We start from the raw sequence: 15,398 nt of genomic DNA, 5'->3' as shown, positions 1-15,398 counted from the left end.
GTTATCTCAGTTTTACGCCGATAAGGGCTGTTGCGCCCGGCGCATGATAACCGAAGACATCGTCTACGCGCACGTCGAACAGGTTCTCGCCGCGCAGTGTAACGGAGAAGCGTTCCGTGACCGGGTATTCGAACGTGCCTGAGGCGAGCAGATAATCGCCAAGGGAAACGGTTGTGAATGTACCGAAGTCTGTGTCCAGCTGCGTACCGATATAGTCGAGAGCAAAGCCCGCGCGCATGCCTTCAACCGTTGAGGACTGCCAATCGACAGACACGCTACCGGTCCATTCGGGCACACGGATTTCCTGAATGCCGCTATCGCTTGTGGAGTCGATTTTCGTTGCGCTCGCATTCAGGCGGAGCGTCTCGCTGATCGTCAAGCCGAACGCGCCTTCGACACCTGAGCGTTCAGATTCGCCCGTGCGGTTCATCGGCGTAGCGAGGAAGAGCGGCGGTGCATACGAGGTGTAGATCTCGTTTTCGAGTTCTGCTTCGAAATAGGTGAGTGAGACGTCGAATGGGCCATGGACATGGTCGAAGCCGATTTCCCAGCTGGACGACGTTTCCGGCTCGAGATCCGGATTGCCGACAAAACTGCCCGGATAGAAGCCGAACAATTCAGTGAAGGTCGGGTTCTTTACGCCTTCGCCAGCGCTCGCGCGAACGCGGAACGCAGGTGAGACGTTATACGCGGCACCAATGCGCCATGTATCCGCGTCGTCGAACACGCCGTCATTATCATCATGGCGCGCTGAAGCCGTCAGAGCGAGATCGCCAACAGACAGGCGCGCTTCAGTAGCTGCGCCGAGCGTCTCAAAAGTCCGGGACTGGTTTGGATCGCCGAAGAGACTCGCCTGACCTTCGCGCGTGTAATCTTCTTGCTCCCAGTCCAGAATACCGGCGAGATCGAGGACTGCGCCGTCGAATTCAAATGAGGTCGCAGGAGAGTAGGCGATTTTCGTACGCTCACCGGTGGTTTCGTCCGTGGAGGCACCGTCTGCAAAGTTCTCGCGGACAACAGAGTTGAAGCTCGCCGTCAGAACATGATCGAGACCGAATGCGGTGGTGGATGCGCGTGCGCCGAACAGCCATTGGTCGCTTTCTGTTTCGCGGTCTGCATTGTCCAGAAGGCCGTCAAAGTCAGTGTCAGGGTCGGTCTGGCTGGAAGTTGCACGGTATGTGAGGAGGCCGCTCAGATCGATGGAGCCGGCGACCTGCTGATTGCCGGTGATGAGGAAGGAATAGCTCTCAGAACCGTCTTTTTCGCCATCATTGCCGGAGACATCGACGCCGTCTGTGCTGAATGCTGACGCCGCAGCTGAGAGGTTTCCATTTCCGAAATCGAGACCGCCGGAGACATGTCCGAGCAGTGTATCGAACGTGCCATACTCTGCGGCTGCGTTCAGTTCAGTCGAGTCTGCGGTGACAAGATTGATCACGCCGCCCACAGCATCAGAGCCGTAGAGCGCAGATTGCTCGCCGCGGGCAACTTCGATGCGTGACAGGTTTAGGCCTGAGAACAGGCCGAAATCCGTTTCGCCATTCACGGCGTCGGAGACTTCAATACCGTTCAGAAGAACCAGTGTGTGGTTTGCCTCTGCACCGCGGATGCGGATCTGGGTGAGGCCGCTCTGAGTGCCCGAACGGGAAATGCCGAGGCCCGGAACGGCGCGGAGTTGATCAGCGATGAATTCTGAATCGCGGACGGCGAGATCAGCAGCGGAAAGAACAGACACACTCGCTGTTACATCTTCAGCAGCGACAGGACGAAGACCAACAACGCTGATCGTGTCCTGACGTGCTTCTTCTGTGTCAGCTGATTGTGCGTGAGCTGGCGCGATAAAACACAGTGCGGCGCAGCCCGAGAAAAGGATCGATTTCATACGATATCCCTATAGGCCGGTCTGCGCCGGCAGACGGACCTGGAAACGACATGAGTAACCCGCACTGCGCCCGGCGTCGCAATGGGGTGGCGTGTCGCTTCAAAGGAAGGGAAACCCTGTCCCGTCTGTCATTGGCTGGACCCGGCCGACGGACGAACGACGCGATGGCAGGTCTCCTGGCTTACCGATCTTCACATTCGCCCGCCTTCCCGGAAAATCCAGTGGCGTGTGGGACGAATGCTCCCGGTTTACAGTTGCGGGCACAGCGCAGGATTTACACCTGCTTCCCTCTTCGCCGGTCTCCCGGCACCATCTGAAGGGCGTTATTTCTCTGAATTGTGGGTGATGTCAATCAGTTGGACAGAAATGGTTCCGGACAACCGGAGCCTTCCGGTGCGCGGCGACCGGGTGCGCGGCGTTGAACTTCATTCAGGGCGCGGCGAAGACGGAAGGTGATTTCGCGCGAATTCATGACGCCCTGCATACAGACCAGAGGCTCTTTGGAATCAGAGGCGATTACCACGGCATAACCGGTGTAAGGGTACTGGTTATAGGCGTGATAGATTTGCTCAATACCCGCAGACTGCATGCGGTTCAGAAAGCCCGACCACATTTCGTCTTTCTGTTGCTGTGTGCCGGTGCGCGCGTGCGTCAGATCAACAGAAATCCATTCCACCGGCTGATGACTCAAACCATCTACGGCATCATGGAGTGCGGGATCGAAGATATGGCAGGTCGGGCACCAGTCAGCGGTGAAGTTGATGATCTGGATGCCCGGTGTATCAGCATGAGCGGGGCGGCTGAGCGCCCCGACCAGAATGAGAAAAAGAAGTGCTGTAAGTCTCATATCACTCCTCCTTCTGGCACAATGAGTTCAGCTTGGTGCTGTCTCAAGCAAGAGCGTTGCCAAACACGCGGTCGAAAATCTCGTCGACACGCTTTGTGTGGTAGCCCAGATCAAACAGCTCGTCGATCTTCTCGTCTGTCAGCATCGTCTTGATATCAGTGTCTGCTTTCAGAAGCTCGTTGAACGGCTTGCCTTCGCGCCATGTGACCATCGCATTACGCTGGACCAGACGGTAAGCATCTTCGCGGCTTGAACCGGCTTCGACAAGTGCGAGAAGCACACGCTGCGAGTTATGAAGACCGCCTAGCTGGTTCATGTTGCGCTCCATGTTCTCAGGATACACAACGAGGCCGTCCATAACGCCTTTCAGGCGCGCCAGAGCAAAGTCGAGGTGGATTGTCGCGTCAGGGCCGATACCGCGCTCTACAGACGAGTGAGAGATATCACGCTCGTGCCACAGGGCTACGTTCTCCATCGCAGGAACGACAGATGAGCGAACAAGGCGCGCAAGACCTGTCAGGTTCTCGGTGAGGACAGGGTTACGCTTGTGCGGCATGGCGGAGGAGCCTTTCTGACCGGCAGAGAAGAACTCTTCGGCTTCCAGAACCTCTGTACGTTGCAGGTGGCGAATCTCGGTGGCGAGACGCTCGATAGAGCTTGCGACGACGCCGAGTGCGCAGAAGAAGGCTGCATGGCGGTCACGTGGGATGACCTGAGTTGAAACTGGTTCCTGCGCGAGGCCGAGTGCGTTGGCGACATAAGCTTCAATGCGCGGATCGATATTGGCGTAAGTGCCGACAGCGCCAGAGATGGCGCAGGTTGCGATTTCTTCGCGCGCTGTTTTCAGGCGCTGAAGGTTGCGGTCAAACTCTGCATAATAAGTGGCAAGTTTCACGCCGAAGGTTGTCGGCTCTGCGTGAATGCCGTGGCTGCGGCCGATTGTGATCGTCCATTTGTGCTCTTCAGCGCGCTTCTTGATGCTTTCCAGAAGCTCTTCCATGTCCTTGATCAGGATGTCGCTTGCGCGGGACAACTGAACCGCAAGGCAAGTGTCTAGAACGTCTGAAGATGTCAGGCCCTTGTGAAGGAAGCGGGCTTCCTCGCCAACGAATTCTGCAACGCTTGTCGTGAAGGCGATAATGTCGTGCTTCACTTCGCGTTCGATCTCGTCAATGCGCTCGACGCTGAAATTGCCGCGTTCACGAATTGCCTGCGCGGCTTCTTGCGGGATTTCGCCGAGTTCGGCCATGGCCTCACAAGCAAGCGTCTCGATTTCAAGCCAGATTGCGTATTTGCTTTCCGGGCTCCAGATGGCGCTCATTTCCGGGCGGGCATAACGAGGGATCATGGTCGGGCCTATCTCAGTACAAGAATTGATTGAAACTACGCGCTGATTAGGCGTTACAAATTCGATTGTCTACTGAGCTACGGGCTCGGGCTTAACATTAATCGCTGCCTGCTTACTTTGGGGAAGGTGATGAATTGAGGGCAGGGACATCGAAGACACGGCACTTTTTTGTCACTGCGGCCAATTTACTATGCGGTTTTTTCCGGGAAGGGTTTGCCAATCTGAATGTCCGCGTCTAATCCGGTCTGCAAAATAATCAGCGTCCAGGGGCAAGAATAAGCATGTTTTCGAAAATCCTCATTGCGAACCGTGGTGAAATTGGTGTGCGCGTCATCAAGACGTGCAAGCGGATGGGCGTAAAAACAGCCATTGTTTATTCCGAGGCCGACGCAGACAGCCTCGCGGTTGAAATGGCAGATGAAGCCGTCTTTATCGGTGGCGCGCCTGCTTCAGAGTCCTATCTGGTTCAGGACAAGATTATCGACGCAGTTCGCAAGACCGGCGCAGAAGCTGTCCACCCTGGTTTCGGTTTCCTGTCTGAGAACCCTGTTTTTGCCCGCCGCCTTGAAGAAGAGAAAATCACCTTCATTGGCCCGAACCCGTTCGCGATCGAATCCATGGGTGACAAGATCACCTCTAAAGAATTCGCCGCCAAGGCAGGCGTTTCTACAGTTCCGGGCCATATGGGCCTGATCGAAGAAACTGAAGAAGCTGTGCGCATCTCTGGCGAGATCGGCTATCCGGTTATGATCAAAGCGTCTGCTGGCGGTGGCGGTAAAGGTATCCGCGTTGCTTATGACGACGCAGAAGTCCGCGAAGGCTTCCCGGCCGTTAAGGCCGAAGCGAAAACAGCATTCGGCGATGACCGTGTCTTCATCGAGAAATTCATTCTGAGCCCGCGCCACGTTGAAATTCAGGTTCTTGGCGACAAGCATGGCAACGCAATTCACCTGTTCGAGCGTGAGTGCTCCATCCAGCGTCGTAACCAGAAAGTCATTGAGGAAGCACCATCTCCGCTTCTGGACGAAGAGACCCGTATGAAGATGGGCGCGCAGGCTGTCGCTCTGGCTAAAGCGGTGAACTATGACAGTGCCGGTACAGTGGAATTCGTCGCTTCAGGCGTCGATAAGAGCTTCTACTTCCTTGAGATGAACACCCGGCTGCAAGTGGAACACCCGGTCACAGAGATGATTACGGGTGTCGACCTTGTTGAGCAGATGCTTCGCGTGGCGTCGGGCGAAAAGCTTGCGATTGCGCAGGACGATCTCTCTATCAATGGCTGGGCAGTTGAAAGCCGCGTCTATGCGGAAGATCCATACCGCAACTTCCTGCCAAGCATTGGACGTCTGAAGCGTTACATCCCGCCTGTAGAAGGTGAAGCGACCGGTGCACCGGGCGTCGTGCGTGTTGATTCCGGCGTCCGTGAGGGCGACGAAATCTCCATGTTCTATGACCCGATGATCTCCAAGCTGGTGACACACGGTAAGACACGTGACGAGGCGATTGATACGCAGCTCGCGGCGATGGACCGTTACCACATTGAAGGTATTCAGGATAACATGCCGTTCGTAACCGCTGTGTACGAGCAAGAGCGTTTCCGTTCTGGTGACATCACCACGGCTTACATCAAAGACGAGTTCCCTGACGGCTTTAACGGTGTTGAGCCGACCGCAGAACAGACTCTGATTTTGACAGCAAGTGCAGCTCATGTGCACGGCGTCTATTCTGCCCGTGCAGCGCTGACATCAGGTCGCCTGTCTCCGCCTGAGACTGTTCGCGAAGACTGGGTCGTCATTCTTGATAAGTCGCATTATCCGATCAAACTGCGCTTTGCTGAAGGCCGCAGCGAAATCGAGATTGAGGGCAAGGTCCACGTTCTGGAAACAGAATGGAAGCCGGGCACGCACCTTCTCGAAGGTACGCTGGATGGTAAGCCGTTTGCCGTTAAGTTTGCCGACCGCACTGAAGGATACCTCTTCCGCCACCGCGGCGTTGCACTCCGTGCGCTGGTTTGCACACCACGTTCTGCAGAGCTTCACGCCAAGCTTCCTGAGAAAGAAGCGGCAGACCTTTCCAAACTGATCATGAGCCCGATGCCGGGTCTCGTCGTCTCCATGGATGTTGAGCTTGGTCAGGAAGTGAAATCAGGTGAAGCTGTCTGTGTCGTCGAAGCCATGAAGATGCAGAACATCATCCGTGCAGAAGCTGACGGCGTCGTGAAAGCGATCAATGTTGGCGCTGGCGACAGTGTTGCTGCTGACGAAATCATGGTTGAATTCGAGTAGTCAGCCAATTCTGGTGTAAGTGGGGTAAGTCATGACCGAACAGTCCGCGTCAGTTGAAACTATGTATGATCCTGACCGTCCATGGATTTCTGGTCCTGACGAAGACCCTAATCGTGCGAACTGGGTAGCTGAATATTTTGATCCGACGGGGGAGACCGCGAAACCGGTCTTTCTTCGTGGACAGATGTTCCTCGCGATCGCACGGCTCGCAATTCTGGTAGCTGCATTTGGTATTCTATCCGGCGCACCTAGAGTTGGAGCAGCGGTTGCGGCTTTCGGCATTGGAATTCCAATGCTGATGTCCTTGGTAAGCCATATTCGGCGTCTTGCGCATGCGGGGCGTCCAGCTTTTTTGGCTCTATTTGTCGCTCTTCCGTTCCTATTGGCATCGGGCTTCACTGTGGTGCAAATTCAGGCGCTTTCCCCGCAACCTGCTGTGGCTGAATTGGATGCCGAAACGTTCCGCGCTGCGGTTGAAGCGGAATTAAATGGCTCCGAAGCAGAAGAAGCCAACGAAGCCGATGCACCAGAGGCAGAAGCATCTGCGCCACGCCCGCAAATGCGCAGACGCGGGCCTCCTCCAACAGCTGAGCAAATCCTTGCAGGTACGATTCAGGGGGGCGTTTTTATGTGGCTGTTTCTGAGCCTGTTCACTATGGTTTATTCGTTGGTCTATGTCTCGCGTCGACCCCGGGCTGAACGTGTAGAAGACAGGCGGACCAGCCTTCACGGCTGATCAGGCAGCTTCAATGTCTTCGTCTGGCTGCTGAACCGGCAGGTAGAGCGTTACAGTCGTTCCTACGTTCAATTCACTATCGATCGCGAACCGGCCGCCATGCAGCTCGACAAGTGAGCGCGTGAGAGCAAGGCCAAGGCCGGTGCCGTTATGGTTCATGTCCTGATTGGACTCTGCCTGCTCGAACGGGTTGGCGAGGCGTGGCAGGTCATCCTTGGAAATACCCACGCCGGTATCTTTTACGGCAATCGAAATAAAGTCGTACTCGTTCTGGATCGTTACAGTGATCTGGCCATTGTCGCGTGTGAACTTGATGGCGTTTGAAACAAGGTTCAGCACCATTTGACGCACTGCGCGGTGGTCGGCCTCGATATCGTGAACATCATCAGCGTGCACAAGCTCGAGTTTGATGTTCTTCTCGTCAGCCTTACGACGGATCATGCGGATGGCGGCGTCGACAGGTTCGACCGGATCAATTGGCTTGGTATTGATCGTCATCTTGCCGGATTCGATTTTCGCCATGTCAAGAATGTCGTTGATCATGTCGAGCAGATGTTGGCCGGAAAGAAGGATATCATGCGCGTAAGACTTGTAGCGCTCGTCACCGAGTGGGCCGAATATCTCTTTCACGAGCATTTCCGAGAAGCCGTTAATAGCGTTAAGCGGCGTACGAAGTTCGTGGCTCATATTTGCAAGGAAGCTGCCCTTGGCCTGACTTGCATGCTCGGCTTTGGTTTTCTCTTCTGCGTATTTGCGAGTGAACTCACGCGCGCGCCCTTCGGAGCGTTCAAGCTCGGAGATGAGGCGTTTCAGCTTCTTCTCATTGCGAAGATGCTCGTCCTGTTGATTCTTGAGCTTGGAAATGTCGGATGCAATGGTGAGCATCAGTCCGCCAGAGGTTTCGCGCTCTGCAAGGTGGAACCAGCGGCCGTCACGCATTAGAACTTCACGCTCTTCGCCGACGTCTTCCGTTGCGCGATCGAAGCGTACAGCGCGGCTGATTTCGACGTTGATGATGTCATGGCTGACGCCGGGGCGCAGCACTTCCTCATCTAGCGCGAATGCTTTCGCGAAAGCAGGGTTCCAGAACATCAGTCGCTTGCGCTCATCCCAGAGCGCAATGGGCATGGAGAAACCTTCGAATGCGTTACGCAGCCGCATTTCAGAGGCGCGCATACGTTCTTCGAACAGACGGCGATCCGATACATCGATTGCGATGCCTTCGAGCGCGATCTGATCGGCAACGGCGCGCGATTGGGGGCGCAGCGCTCTGAATTCGAAATGGCGCCCGCGGATATTGAGCGTGCCTTTCAACGTGCCTTCGACCGCGCCTTTTGCAACGGCGTTTACAAACTTGCGAGCACTTTGCGCACCAAAATATGGCTCCAGCGCATTGAGAGGAATATCGCTGCCCGGTTCCAGGTTGAGCGATTTGGCCAGAGCCCCTGAAACGGTCAGGGACTGGATGTTGCGATCAATCTTCCATGAACCGACGCCAACATTTGCAGCGAGAAGTGTCAGGCCTTCAGAAGCTTCTGCAAACCCTGCATCTGTCGCTTTCTGCTTTTTGCTCGGTTTCGCTGCTGGTTTTGCACCTCCCAGACGAGACCGCGCAGCGCCCAGTAGGCTGAGTACGGCCAGCGTCGGTGAGAGGAATAGCAGAGAGTACAGAAGAATCGCGCCGGTGCCGAGCGCGGTGAACCACGGTTCTGTCTGAACCTGACACACCTGTAGCGGGCCGCCATTATGCGCGACGCAGGTTGAGGTGTGGCGTACCCAGTAACGGTCGAAACTGGTCAGATCCTGAAGAACATCTTGTCTGTCGAGCCAGCCTATTACGTCCTGGGAGCCGACAGAGCCGCCCTGCGGCGCACCTTGCCCCATAGAAAAGCGCAGGGCTTCGTTCTGCGGGAGGTCGGATGCAAGTTGGTGGAGCGGAATGGTCGAGATGAACTCGGTGCGCCCGACAGTCGACATGATGAGAAGATTGCTCGGGCTTGCCGCAATCGCGACACCGTTTTCTGACATCCAGCGCGCGGTCTGGAGCGTTTGCTCATCGGTGAGGGAGGCGCGGCTGCCCTCAGGTGAAATGCGGAAAATGCGTTGAACAGATGAAATCTGGCTTTCAATTTCCAGAACGGAGCTGCCCGAGTTCAGTCCGACTGTAAGAGCATCGCCAATGATATCGCGTTGCAGGTCGTAACGATCCAGCATGCTCTGCATGTTTGTCTGGAGTCGCGCCTGTTGAAGCTCACTTTCACGCTTAATGTCATCCCAGCCTTTAACGCCAAGTATGCCGATCTGAATTGTCAGGAAAACACCGGTAAGGAAGCTGAGGCGCGACAGCGACGTAGACATGTTGCTTCGGGCGCGCGTGCTTTGCGCTCCGGCATGCATAGCGTCCTTATGTCCGTTATTCGTCTTCACTGAAGTGCCTCGACCGTTCAAGGCATAAAGCCCACGATTCTGATACGGCACAAAATGTTAAGGTGCTGTTAATACTCTTATAGCTGTGAAGGAATCACCAGGACTTGAGGGAATGCGCTCTCTACCTAGCCCTCATTAAGTAATTCAGATGCTTCGTTTTCTTCGCTTCGGCGTTCCGGACCACGATAGTTTTCCGATTTGATGCGGCGTCTGTCCGGGCCAAAATAACTGGCCGTGCGGACGAACGGGCGAGGGGTGTTCACGATGGAGCGTACTTTGCGAAACAGCTCTTTCGCGGTCACCGGCTTGCAGCAGAACTCGGTTACACCGGCATCGCGCGCTGCTATAACTTTGGAACGTTCTGAATAGGCTGTGAGCATGATGATCGGGACAAAAGGGTTCGGACTGTCGTCGCCGGTGCGCACCAGACGGACAAAATCCGTGCCGTCGAGAATCTCCATCAGATAATCGACAATGATGAAGTCGATATGCTCCGAACGCACCATGTCGAAGGCTTCAGCGGCGTCATTGGCTTCGATGAAATGTGAAATGCCGAAACCGCGAAGCAAGGTCTTCACGATTGTAATCATGTGCTTATTGTCATCGACAATCAGCACACTCAGACGGTTCATGTTAGAATTCGACATAAATTGACCCGCACGGCCTGATACACTCAAGAGATCAGACCATAGCGGGTCAAAATTAATACCGTCTTTATCGGGACGGGAGAGTTTTCAATGCACTAATCTGCAAGCGCGCGTTGAACGATATCCATCGCGTTTTTCGACAGGTCACACTCGCGAAGAGCTTCCAGTTCAGCGCGGGCATGTGCCTGTGCAGTCTCACTGACGCGGCGCCATTGCTCGAACGCTGTCAGAAGACGCGCAGAGAGGGCACCGTTCAGCGGATCGACTTTGCGGACCACTTCTCCGAGCAGTTTATAGCCTTCGCCGGTTTCGCTGTGGAAGGCGACGAGATTGCCCATGGCAAACGTCGCGGCGACGGAGCGAACACGGTTCGGGTTTTTCCAGTCAAAGTCTTCATGCTCCATCAGGCCGCGAACGCGGGCAATCGCATCATCGCTCGCCTGCAGAGCCTGAACTCCGAACCACTTATCCATGACGAGCGGTGCATGCTTCCATTTAGCTTCAAAGGCCTGAACAGCAGCTTCAAAGTCCGGTCCGCCGACATTTGAAAGCGCACGGAGCGCAGACATAGTGTCGGTCATATTCTTAGCCGCACGGAAGCAGGACAGAAGCTTGGCGCTGTGTTTGTCGCCTTCCGCAGACAGCAGATCAATGCAGGCCGCGTAGAAAGAGCGACGCCCAGCGGACACTGCATCCGGTGTGAACTCGCCTTCATCGGTGAGGTTCTCATGAATGACTTCGTCAATGATCGGCCAGAGTTGCTTCAGAATAGCTGTGCGGACCAGACGCTTGGCTTCGTAGATGGCAGCAGGGTTGGCTGGCGTCATTTCCATGAACAGCTCGCCAACGCCCGGCAGTGTCAGAAGAAGTGACGCAAACGCCGGATCGGTCTCGTGCGTGTCTTTGACCGCAGTCACCATCGCAGCCACCAGCTCGTCCGGAATAGACGGCGTGTTACCAGCGACGATTGTATGCGCCATTTCCAAAAGTGTTGCACGGGCGACTGTCTGCAGCGCTTCCCATTTCGCGAACGCATCCGTTTCAACCGTCACGAGCTTGAGACGGTCTTCCATCGTTAGCTCGTCTTTAATACGAACCGGCGCGCTGAAATTACGGTTTGCAGAGATAAGAGCATCTGCGGCGTTCGGTGCGAGCTGAAGTTCGGTGACTTCATCAATCAGCAGAACGACATCTTCGTCCTGACCGTCACGAGGCTCACCCGTCTCCGGATTGATCTCTGTGCCGTCAGCGGTGAAAGCTGTCATACGCAGAGGAATCGGAACCGGCTTCTTCTCTGTCTGGCCTGGCGTCGGGCCGTTGGCCTGAGTGAGGCGCAGGCGCGGGGCATTGCTGCCTTCAACGTCGACGCGTTCAACGGTGACCGTCGGTGTGCCGGCCTGACTATACCATGTGCGGAAGCGAGACAGATCAAAGCCCGCAGCTTCCTCGAAGCCTTCATAGAATGCTTCGATGGTCGTCGCCGTGCCGTCATACTTTTCAAAGTAGAGGTCCATGCCGCGCTTGAAGGCATCTGCACCGATATAAGTCTTCAGCGCGCGGATAAGCTCTGCACCTTTTTCATAAACAGTAGCGGTGTAGAGGTTGTCGATGGACGCATAACGGTCCGGACGCACAGGGTGGGCAAGCGGGCCCGCATCTTCGGCAAACTGACGGCCACGCAGGCGGATTACGTCTTTAATGCGCTGAACCGGGCGCGATCGCATGTCGGCAGAGAATTCCTGATCGCGGAAAACGGTCAGGCCTTCTTTCAGGCACAGCTGGAACCAGTCACGGCAGGTGATGCGGTTGCCGGTCCAGTTGTGGAAATATTCGTGGGCGACAATGCTCTCAATCGCTTCGAAATCGCCATCGGTGGCGGTCTCTGCGTTTGCCAGAACATAGGCCGAGTTGAAGATGTTGAGGCCTTTGTTTTCCATCGCGCCGAAATTGAAGTCGCGAACGGCAACAATGTTGAAGACGTCGAGGTCATACTCGCGGCCGAATGTATCCTCGTCCCACTTCATAGAGCGCTTCAGGCTATCCATCGCGTACGCGGCACGTTCAGCGTCGCCCTTATCTACGAAGATAGACAGCGCAACTTCCTTGCCGGACATGGTGATGAAGTGGTCAGTGAAGACGTCATAGTCGCCGCCGCAGAGCGCGAAGAGGTAAGACGGCTTCGGGTGCGGATCGTCCCATTCGGCATAGTGGCGCGTTTCGTCGATGGCGCCAGCTTCGCCCGGATTGCCGTTAGAGAGCAGCGTCGGTGCAAACTCTACGTCGGCTTCGATGCGGACTGAGAAGGTCGACATGACGTCCGGACGGTCCGGCCAATATGTAATGCGGCGGAAGCCTTCAGCTTCGCACTGTGTGCAGAAGCGGCCGCCGGACATATAAAGGCCCGAGAGTTCGGTGTTCTTTTCCGGTGAAATCCAGACTTCGGTGGTGAGTTCAAAATCATCCGGCAGGGCGTGCAGCGTCACGCCAGTTTCAGTGAACTCGACCTGATGGTCTTCTGCAGGCGTGCCGTTGATCAGGATCTTACCCGTTTCTTCAAACGCAACGCCGTCCAGAACCATGCTGTCGCCCGGTTCGCCGGTACGCTTCACCTGCATGGTGGACAGAACGTGCGTACGAGCTGTGTCCAGCTGGAAAACGAGGCGGACATTCGGAATCTCGAATGGATAAGGCTTATAGTCCTGCAGAAGGACTGGTGGTGGCGTGTCAGTGCGCATGTCGGCTCCGATGAAATTTTCTGGCCCTAATCTAAGGCGTGAGTTGGCATGCCGAAAGGTGTCTACGGCTTAAAAGTGCGAGAAGTTCTCAATTCTCTGAGGGACAGCGCGAAAACGCCCAACTCGCAGGTCTGGAACCGTCGGCTAATGAGATGGTTGCGGTCAGTTGATCGCCGTCGCGCATGTATTGAATGCGTTGCGGGTAGTCATGGTCCGCATTCAGGAAGGTGATTTGAAGCGTGTCACGATCGCTTTCATGGAAATCAGTTGACCCCATACCTTCTGGTTCAGCTGTGTAGACATACCCGTTTGCGGTGCTGGTAATGGTCAGAAACTCGTTGAAGGTGGTCCCGTCGCGTCTTGGGCTGCGGCCTTCGCCCATCAGGCGCTCTTCATCCCAGACGATCCATTCTTCTACCGTTCCGGTCGGCGTGGCCCAACAGCCGAGCAGCCAACCCAGATCAGATTGGGGTGATGGGGCGTTGGGCGCCGTCGTACAGTTTGCTATGAGAAAAGCGGTTGCCGGTAAAATTGCCAGTGTCAGTGAGCGCATCAGTATCCCCGTTCTTTTGAGCGAGGATACGCTGTTTCATTGAAATCGGTAAACGAGCCTATTCTGCCGCTTCAGCAGGTAGCTTGTCTGGAACGTCATAAACGTCGCGCAGAATGTAGATGCCGGTGCGTGCCAGTTCGCGAACTTCAGCACTTGCATTCTCCGGAGCATCAGACACCTGATCCACGAGAGATTTCAGAAGCTTCAGCATTTGCGGGCTGTTAGAGATCAGGCGGGCCTGATACTCGATTTTCTCTGGGTCGCGGTCATATTCCGCGCCAGGTACGCGCCAGCCACCCCAGTCGTTTTCGTCTGTGACGACAACAGGAAACGTACCGGGGAACGGATGATGTGAGTTGTCGTCATCAGCGCCCCAGCGGCTTTTCGCGCGGCAAACACGCCAGTTTTCCATAAGCATCGCATCAGCCTGAGACTGGCGCTTTTCCAGCTTGTCTTCAGCGACCAGATCGTTTGCAGAGAACTCACGACCCAGACCGACATCGTAATGAACGCGCAATGGCTCATCCATGCCCTTAACCCACTGAGGGAGTACACGTTCAACAATTGCCCAGGTGCCTACAGGTTTCACGTAGACTTTCTGGTTTTTATGGAACAGGGCCTTAGCCATTGCGTCATCATCCTCCAACTTTGCGACACTATGGCCAGAAGGTCGTTAGATTACGGTGAATACAAACTATCAAAATCCGTCAGACTTGCCGTAACGACAGGACTTTTCTCGATTGAAAGGGCTGATAACCTCTCCGTAAAACGGGCGACGCCAACGCATGCTTCGCCGTAAAAGGTAGAGAGGAGACGCCATGAATTTCGACTTTTCGGAAGATCAGAAATTTCTGGGTGACCAGGCGCGAAAATATCTGAGCGAACAATGCACCACAGCGGAAGTCCGCAAAGTGTTGAATGATGATGGCATGGCCTGCCATGAAAGCCTGTGGAACGGCATCGCTGAAATGGGTTGGCTGGGCACCGCTATCCCGGAAGAATATGGGGGGCTTGGGCTCGGCATGTTGGAACTTTGCGTGCTGGCGGAGGAAATTGGTCGTGCTCTCGCTCCGGTGCCGTTCTCGTCGACCGTTTACATGCTCGCGGAGGCTCTGAAGCTTGGCGGTTCAGAGGCTCAGAAGCAGGCGCTCCTGCCAGAGATTGCCGCCGGTAAGGTGATCGGCGCCTACGCGTCATCAGAAGGTCCGGGCGCACCAGACCTCTCAGCCCTGAAAACAACGTTTGACGGCAGTAAGCTGAACGGCACGAAAATTCCGGTGCTGGACGGCGATATCGCGACCCATGCATTGGTTACGGCTGCTGAGAATGGCGGCGTGTCTCTGGTTCTGGTCGATCTTAATCAGGCTGGCGTAAAGCGCACTGTGGTTAAGACACTGGACCCGACACGTTCGCACGCTGAGCTGGAATTCACTGACGTGGCTGGTGAGCGTATTGGCGAAGCGGGGCGGGCCGGTCCGTTGATCGATAAGTTGATGGACCGCGCTGCTGTTCTCATCGCTTTCGAGCAAACGGGCGGTGCAGACCGCGCCGTGGAGATGGCAACAGATTACGCCAAGTCCCGTTACGCATTCGGTCGTCCTATCGGTGGCTATCAGGCCATCAAACACAAGCTGGCTGATGGCTGGGTAAAAAATCAGGTAGCTCGCTCTAATGCTTATTATGGCGCGTGGGCGCTCTCCACAGACGCTGGTGAGCTGCCTGAAGCGGCTGCCGCAGCACGTGTAGCGGCAAGCGAGGCCTTCTGGTTCGCATCGAAAGAGAACATCCAGACCCATGGCGGCATGGGCTTCACGTGGGAAGTCGACTGCCACCTGTTCTACCGACGCGCTAAACTGCTCGCGGTGCAGGTCGGTTCGCCGAAAATCTGGAAAGAGAAACTTATCAGCGCGCTTGAAAACAAAGCTGCCGCGTAAGGGA

Annotated in this window: 11 protein-coding genes and 1 riboswitch; of the genes, 3 read left to right on the top strand and 8 right to left on the bottom strand. The window is 55.5% G+C overall.

Annotated features, from left to right (window positions below; genetic code table 11):
• Window position 1: 1 nt before the first annotated feature.
• The 3 genes from G523_RS0117085 to purB form a co-directional block, all read right to left on the bottom strand.
• Window positions 2-1,882, bottom strand: a complete 1,881-nt coding sequence (locus G523_RS0117085; protein ID WP_022696285.1) for a TonB-dependent receptor plug domain-containing protein — start codon at window positions 1,880-1,882, stop codon at window positions 2-4.
• 149 nt (window positions 1,883-2,031) lie between these two features.
• A riboswitch (cobalamin riboswitch) is annotated at window positions 2,032-2,211 on the bottom strand.
• A 23-nt stretch (window positions 2,212-2,234) separates the two neighbouring features.
• The gene (locus tag G523_RS0117080; RefSeq protein ID WP_022696284.1) at window positions 2,235-2,729 is read right to left on the bottom strand and encodes a thioredoxin domain-containing protein; all 495 of its coding nucleotides are present in this window, start codon (window positions 2,727-2,729) and stop codon (window positions 2,235-2,237) included.
• A 43-nt stretch (window positions 2,730-2,772) separates the two neighbouring features.
• Window positions 2,773-4,077: an adenylosuccinate lyase gene (gene purB / locus G523_RS0117075; protein ID WP_022696283.1), complete on the bottom strand. Its 1,305-nt coding sequence runs from the start codon at window positions 4,075-4,077 to the stop codon at window positions 2,773-2,775.
• 281 nt (window positions 4,078-4,358) lie between these two features.
• Between purB and G523_RS0117070 the strand changes: the two genes are divergently transcribed.
• Window positions 4,359-6,362, top strand: coding sequence for an acetyl-CoA carboxylase biotin carboxylase subunit (locus tag G523_RS0117070; RefSeq protein WP_022696282.1), 2,004 nt, complete (start codon window positions 4,359-4,361; stop codon window positions 6,360-6,362).
• Window positions 6,363-6,393: 31 nt separating this feature from the next.
• Window positions 6,394-7,098, top strand: a complete 705-nt coding sequence (locus tag G523_RS0117065) for a hypothetical protein (protein ID WP_022696281.1) — start codon at window positions 6,394-6,396, stop codon at window positions 7,096-7,098.
• Here G523_RS0117065 and G523_RS19895 read toward each other — a convergent pair whose 3' ends face one another.
• The 5 genes from G523_RS19895 to G523_RS0117040 all read right to left on the bottom strand — a co-directional run bounded on the left by G523_RS19895 (window position 7,099) and on the right by G523_RS0117040 (window position 14,088).
• Entirely contained in the window at window positions 7,099-9,525 is a 2,427-nt protein-coding gene (locus G523_RS19895; RefSeq protein WP_155802888.1) for a PAS domain-containing sensor histidine kinase, read from the bottom strand. It abuts the gene before it with no gap.
• Window positions 9,526-9,650: 125 nt separating this feature from the next.
• Entirely contained in the window at window positions 9,651-10,172 is a 522-nt protein-coding gene (locus G523_RS0117055; RefSeq protein ID WP_022696279.1) for a response regulator, read from the bottom strand.
• A 95-nt stretch (window positions 10,173-10,267) separates the two neighbouring features.
• Entirely contained in the window at window positions 10,268-12,907 is a 2,640-nt protein-coding gene (pepN, locus tag G523_RS0117050; RefSeq protein ID WP_022696278.1) for an aminopeptidase N, read from the bottom strand.
• 88 nt (window positions 12,908-12,995) lie between these two features.
• A complete protein-coding gene (locus tag G523_RS20565; protein ID WP_022696277.1) occupies window positions 12,996-13,460 on the bottom strand; it encodes a DUF6265 family protein in 465 nt (154 codons plus the stop codon).
• Window positions 13,461-13,518: 58 nt separating this feature from the next.
• On the bottom strand, window positions 13,519-14,088 hold the full coding sequence (locus G523_RS0117040; RefSeq protein WP_022696276.1) for a hypothetical protein: 570 nt from the start codon (window positions 14,086-14,088) through the stop codon (window positions 13,519-13,521).
• 190 nt (window positions 14,089-14,278) lie between these two features.
• On the opposite strand from G523_RS0117040, the gene G523_RS0117035 reads away from it, so the two are divergent.
• A complete protein-coding gene (locus G523_RS0117035) occupies window positions 14,279-15,394 on the top strand; it encodes an acyl-CoA dehydrogenase family protein (RefSeq protein WP_022696275.1) in 1,116 nt (371 codons plus the stop codon).
• Window positions 15,395-15,398 lie beyond the last annotated feature (4 nt).

Origin of the sequence: Ponticaulis koreensis DSM 19734 (genome assembly GCF_000420665.1) — a bacterium.
GTDB classification, from domain to species: domain Bacteria; phylum Pseudomonadota; class Alphaproteobacteria; order Caulobacterales; family Hyphomonadaceae; genus Ponticaulis; species Ponticaulis koreensis.
This window is presented reverse-complemented; position numbering and strand designations above follow the sequence as displayed.

What these genes read in the sequence shown, in the direction of transcription:
- pepN (WP_022696278.1), bottom strand. Translation starts at nt 12,907, where the DNA reads ATGCGCACTGACACGCCACCACCAGTCCTTCTGCAGGACTATAAGCCT.
- G523_RS20565 (WP_022696277.1), bottom strand. Translation starts at nt 13,460, where the DNA reads ATGCGCTCACTGACACTGGCAATTTTACCGGCAACCGCTTTTCTCATA.
- purB (WP_022696283.1), bottom strand. Translation starts at nt 4,077, where the DNA reads ATGATCCCTCGTTATGCCCGCCCGGAAATGAGCGCCATCTGGAGCCCG.
- G523_RS0117035 (WP_022696275.1), top strand. Translation starts at nt 14,279, where the DNA reads ATGAATTTCGACTTTTCGGAAGATCAGAAATTTCTGGGTGACCAGGCG.
- G523_RS0117080 (WP_022696284.1), bottom strand. Translation starts at nt 2,729, where the DNA reads ATGAGACTTACAGCACTTCTTTTTCTCATTCTGGTCGGGGCGCTCAGC.
- G523_RS0117070 (WP_022696282.1), top strand. Translation starts at nt 4,359, where the DNA reads ATGTTTTCGAAAATCCTCATTGCGAACCGTGGTGAAATTGGTGTGCGC.
- G523_RS0117085 (WP_022696285.1), bottom strand. Translation starts at nt 1,882, where the DNA reads ATGAAATCGATCCTTTTCTCGGGCTGCGCCGCACTGTGTTTTATCGCG.
- G523_RS0117040 (WP_022696276.1), bottom strand. Translation starts at nt 14,088, where the DNA reads ATGGCTAAGGCCCTGTTCCATAAAAACCAGAAAGTCTACGTGAAACCT.
- G523_RS0117055 (WP_022696279.1), bottom strand. Translation starts at nt 10,172, where the DNA reads ATGTCGAATTCTAACATGAACCGTCTGAGTGTGCTGATTGTCGATGAC.
- G523_RS0117065 (WP_022696281.1), top strand. Translation starts at nt 6,394, where the DNA reads ATGACCGAACAGTCCGCGTCAGTTGAAACTATGTATGATCCTGACCGT.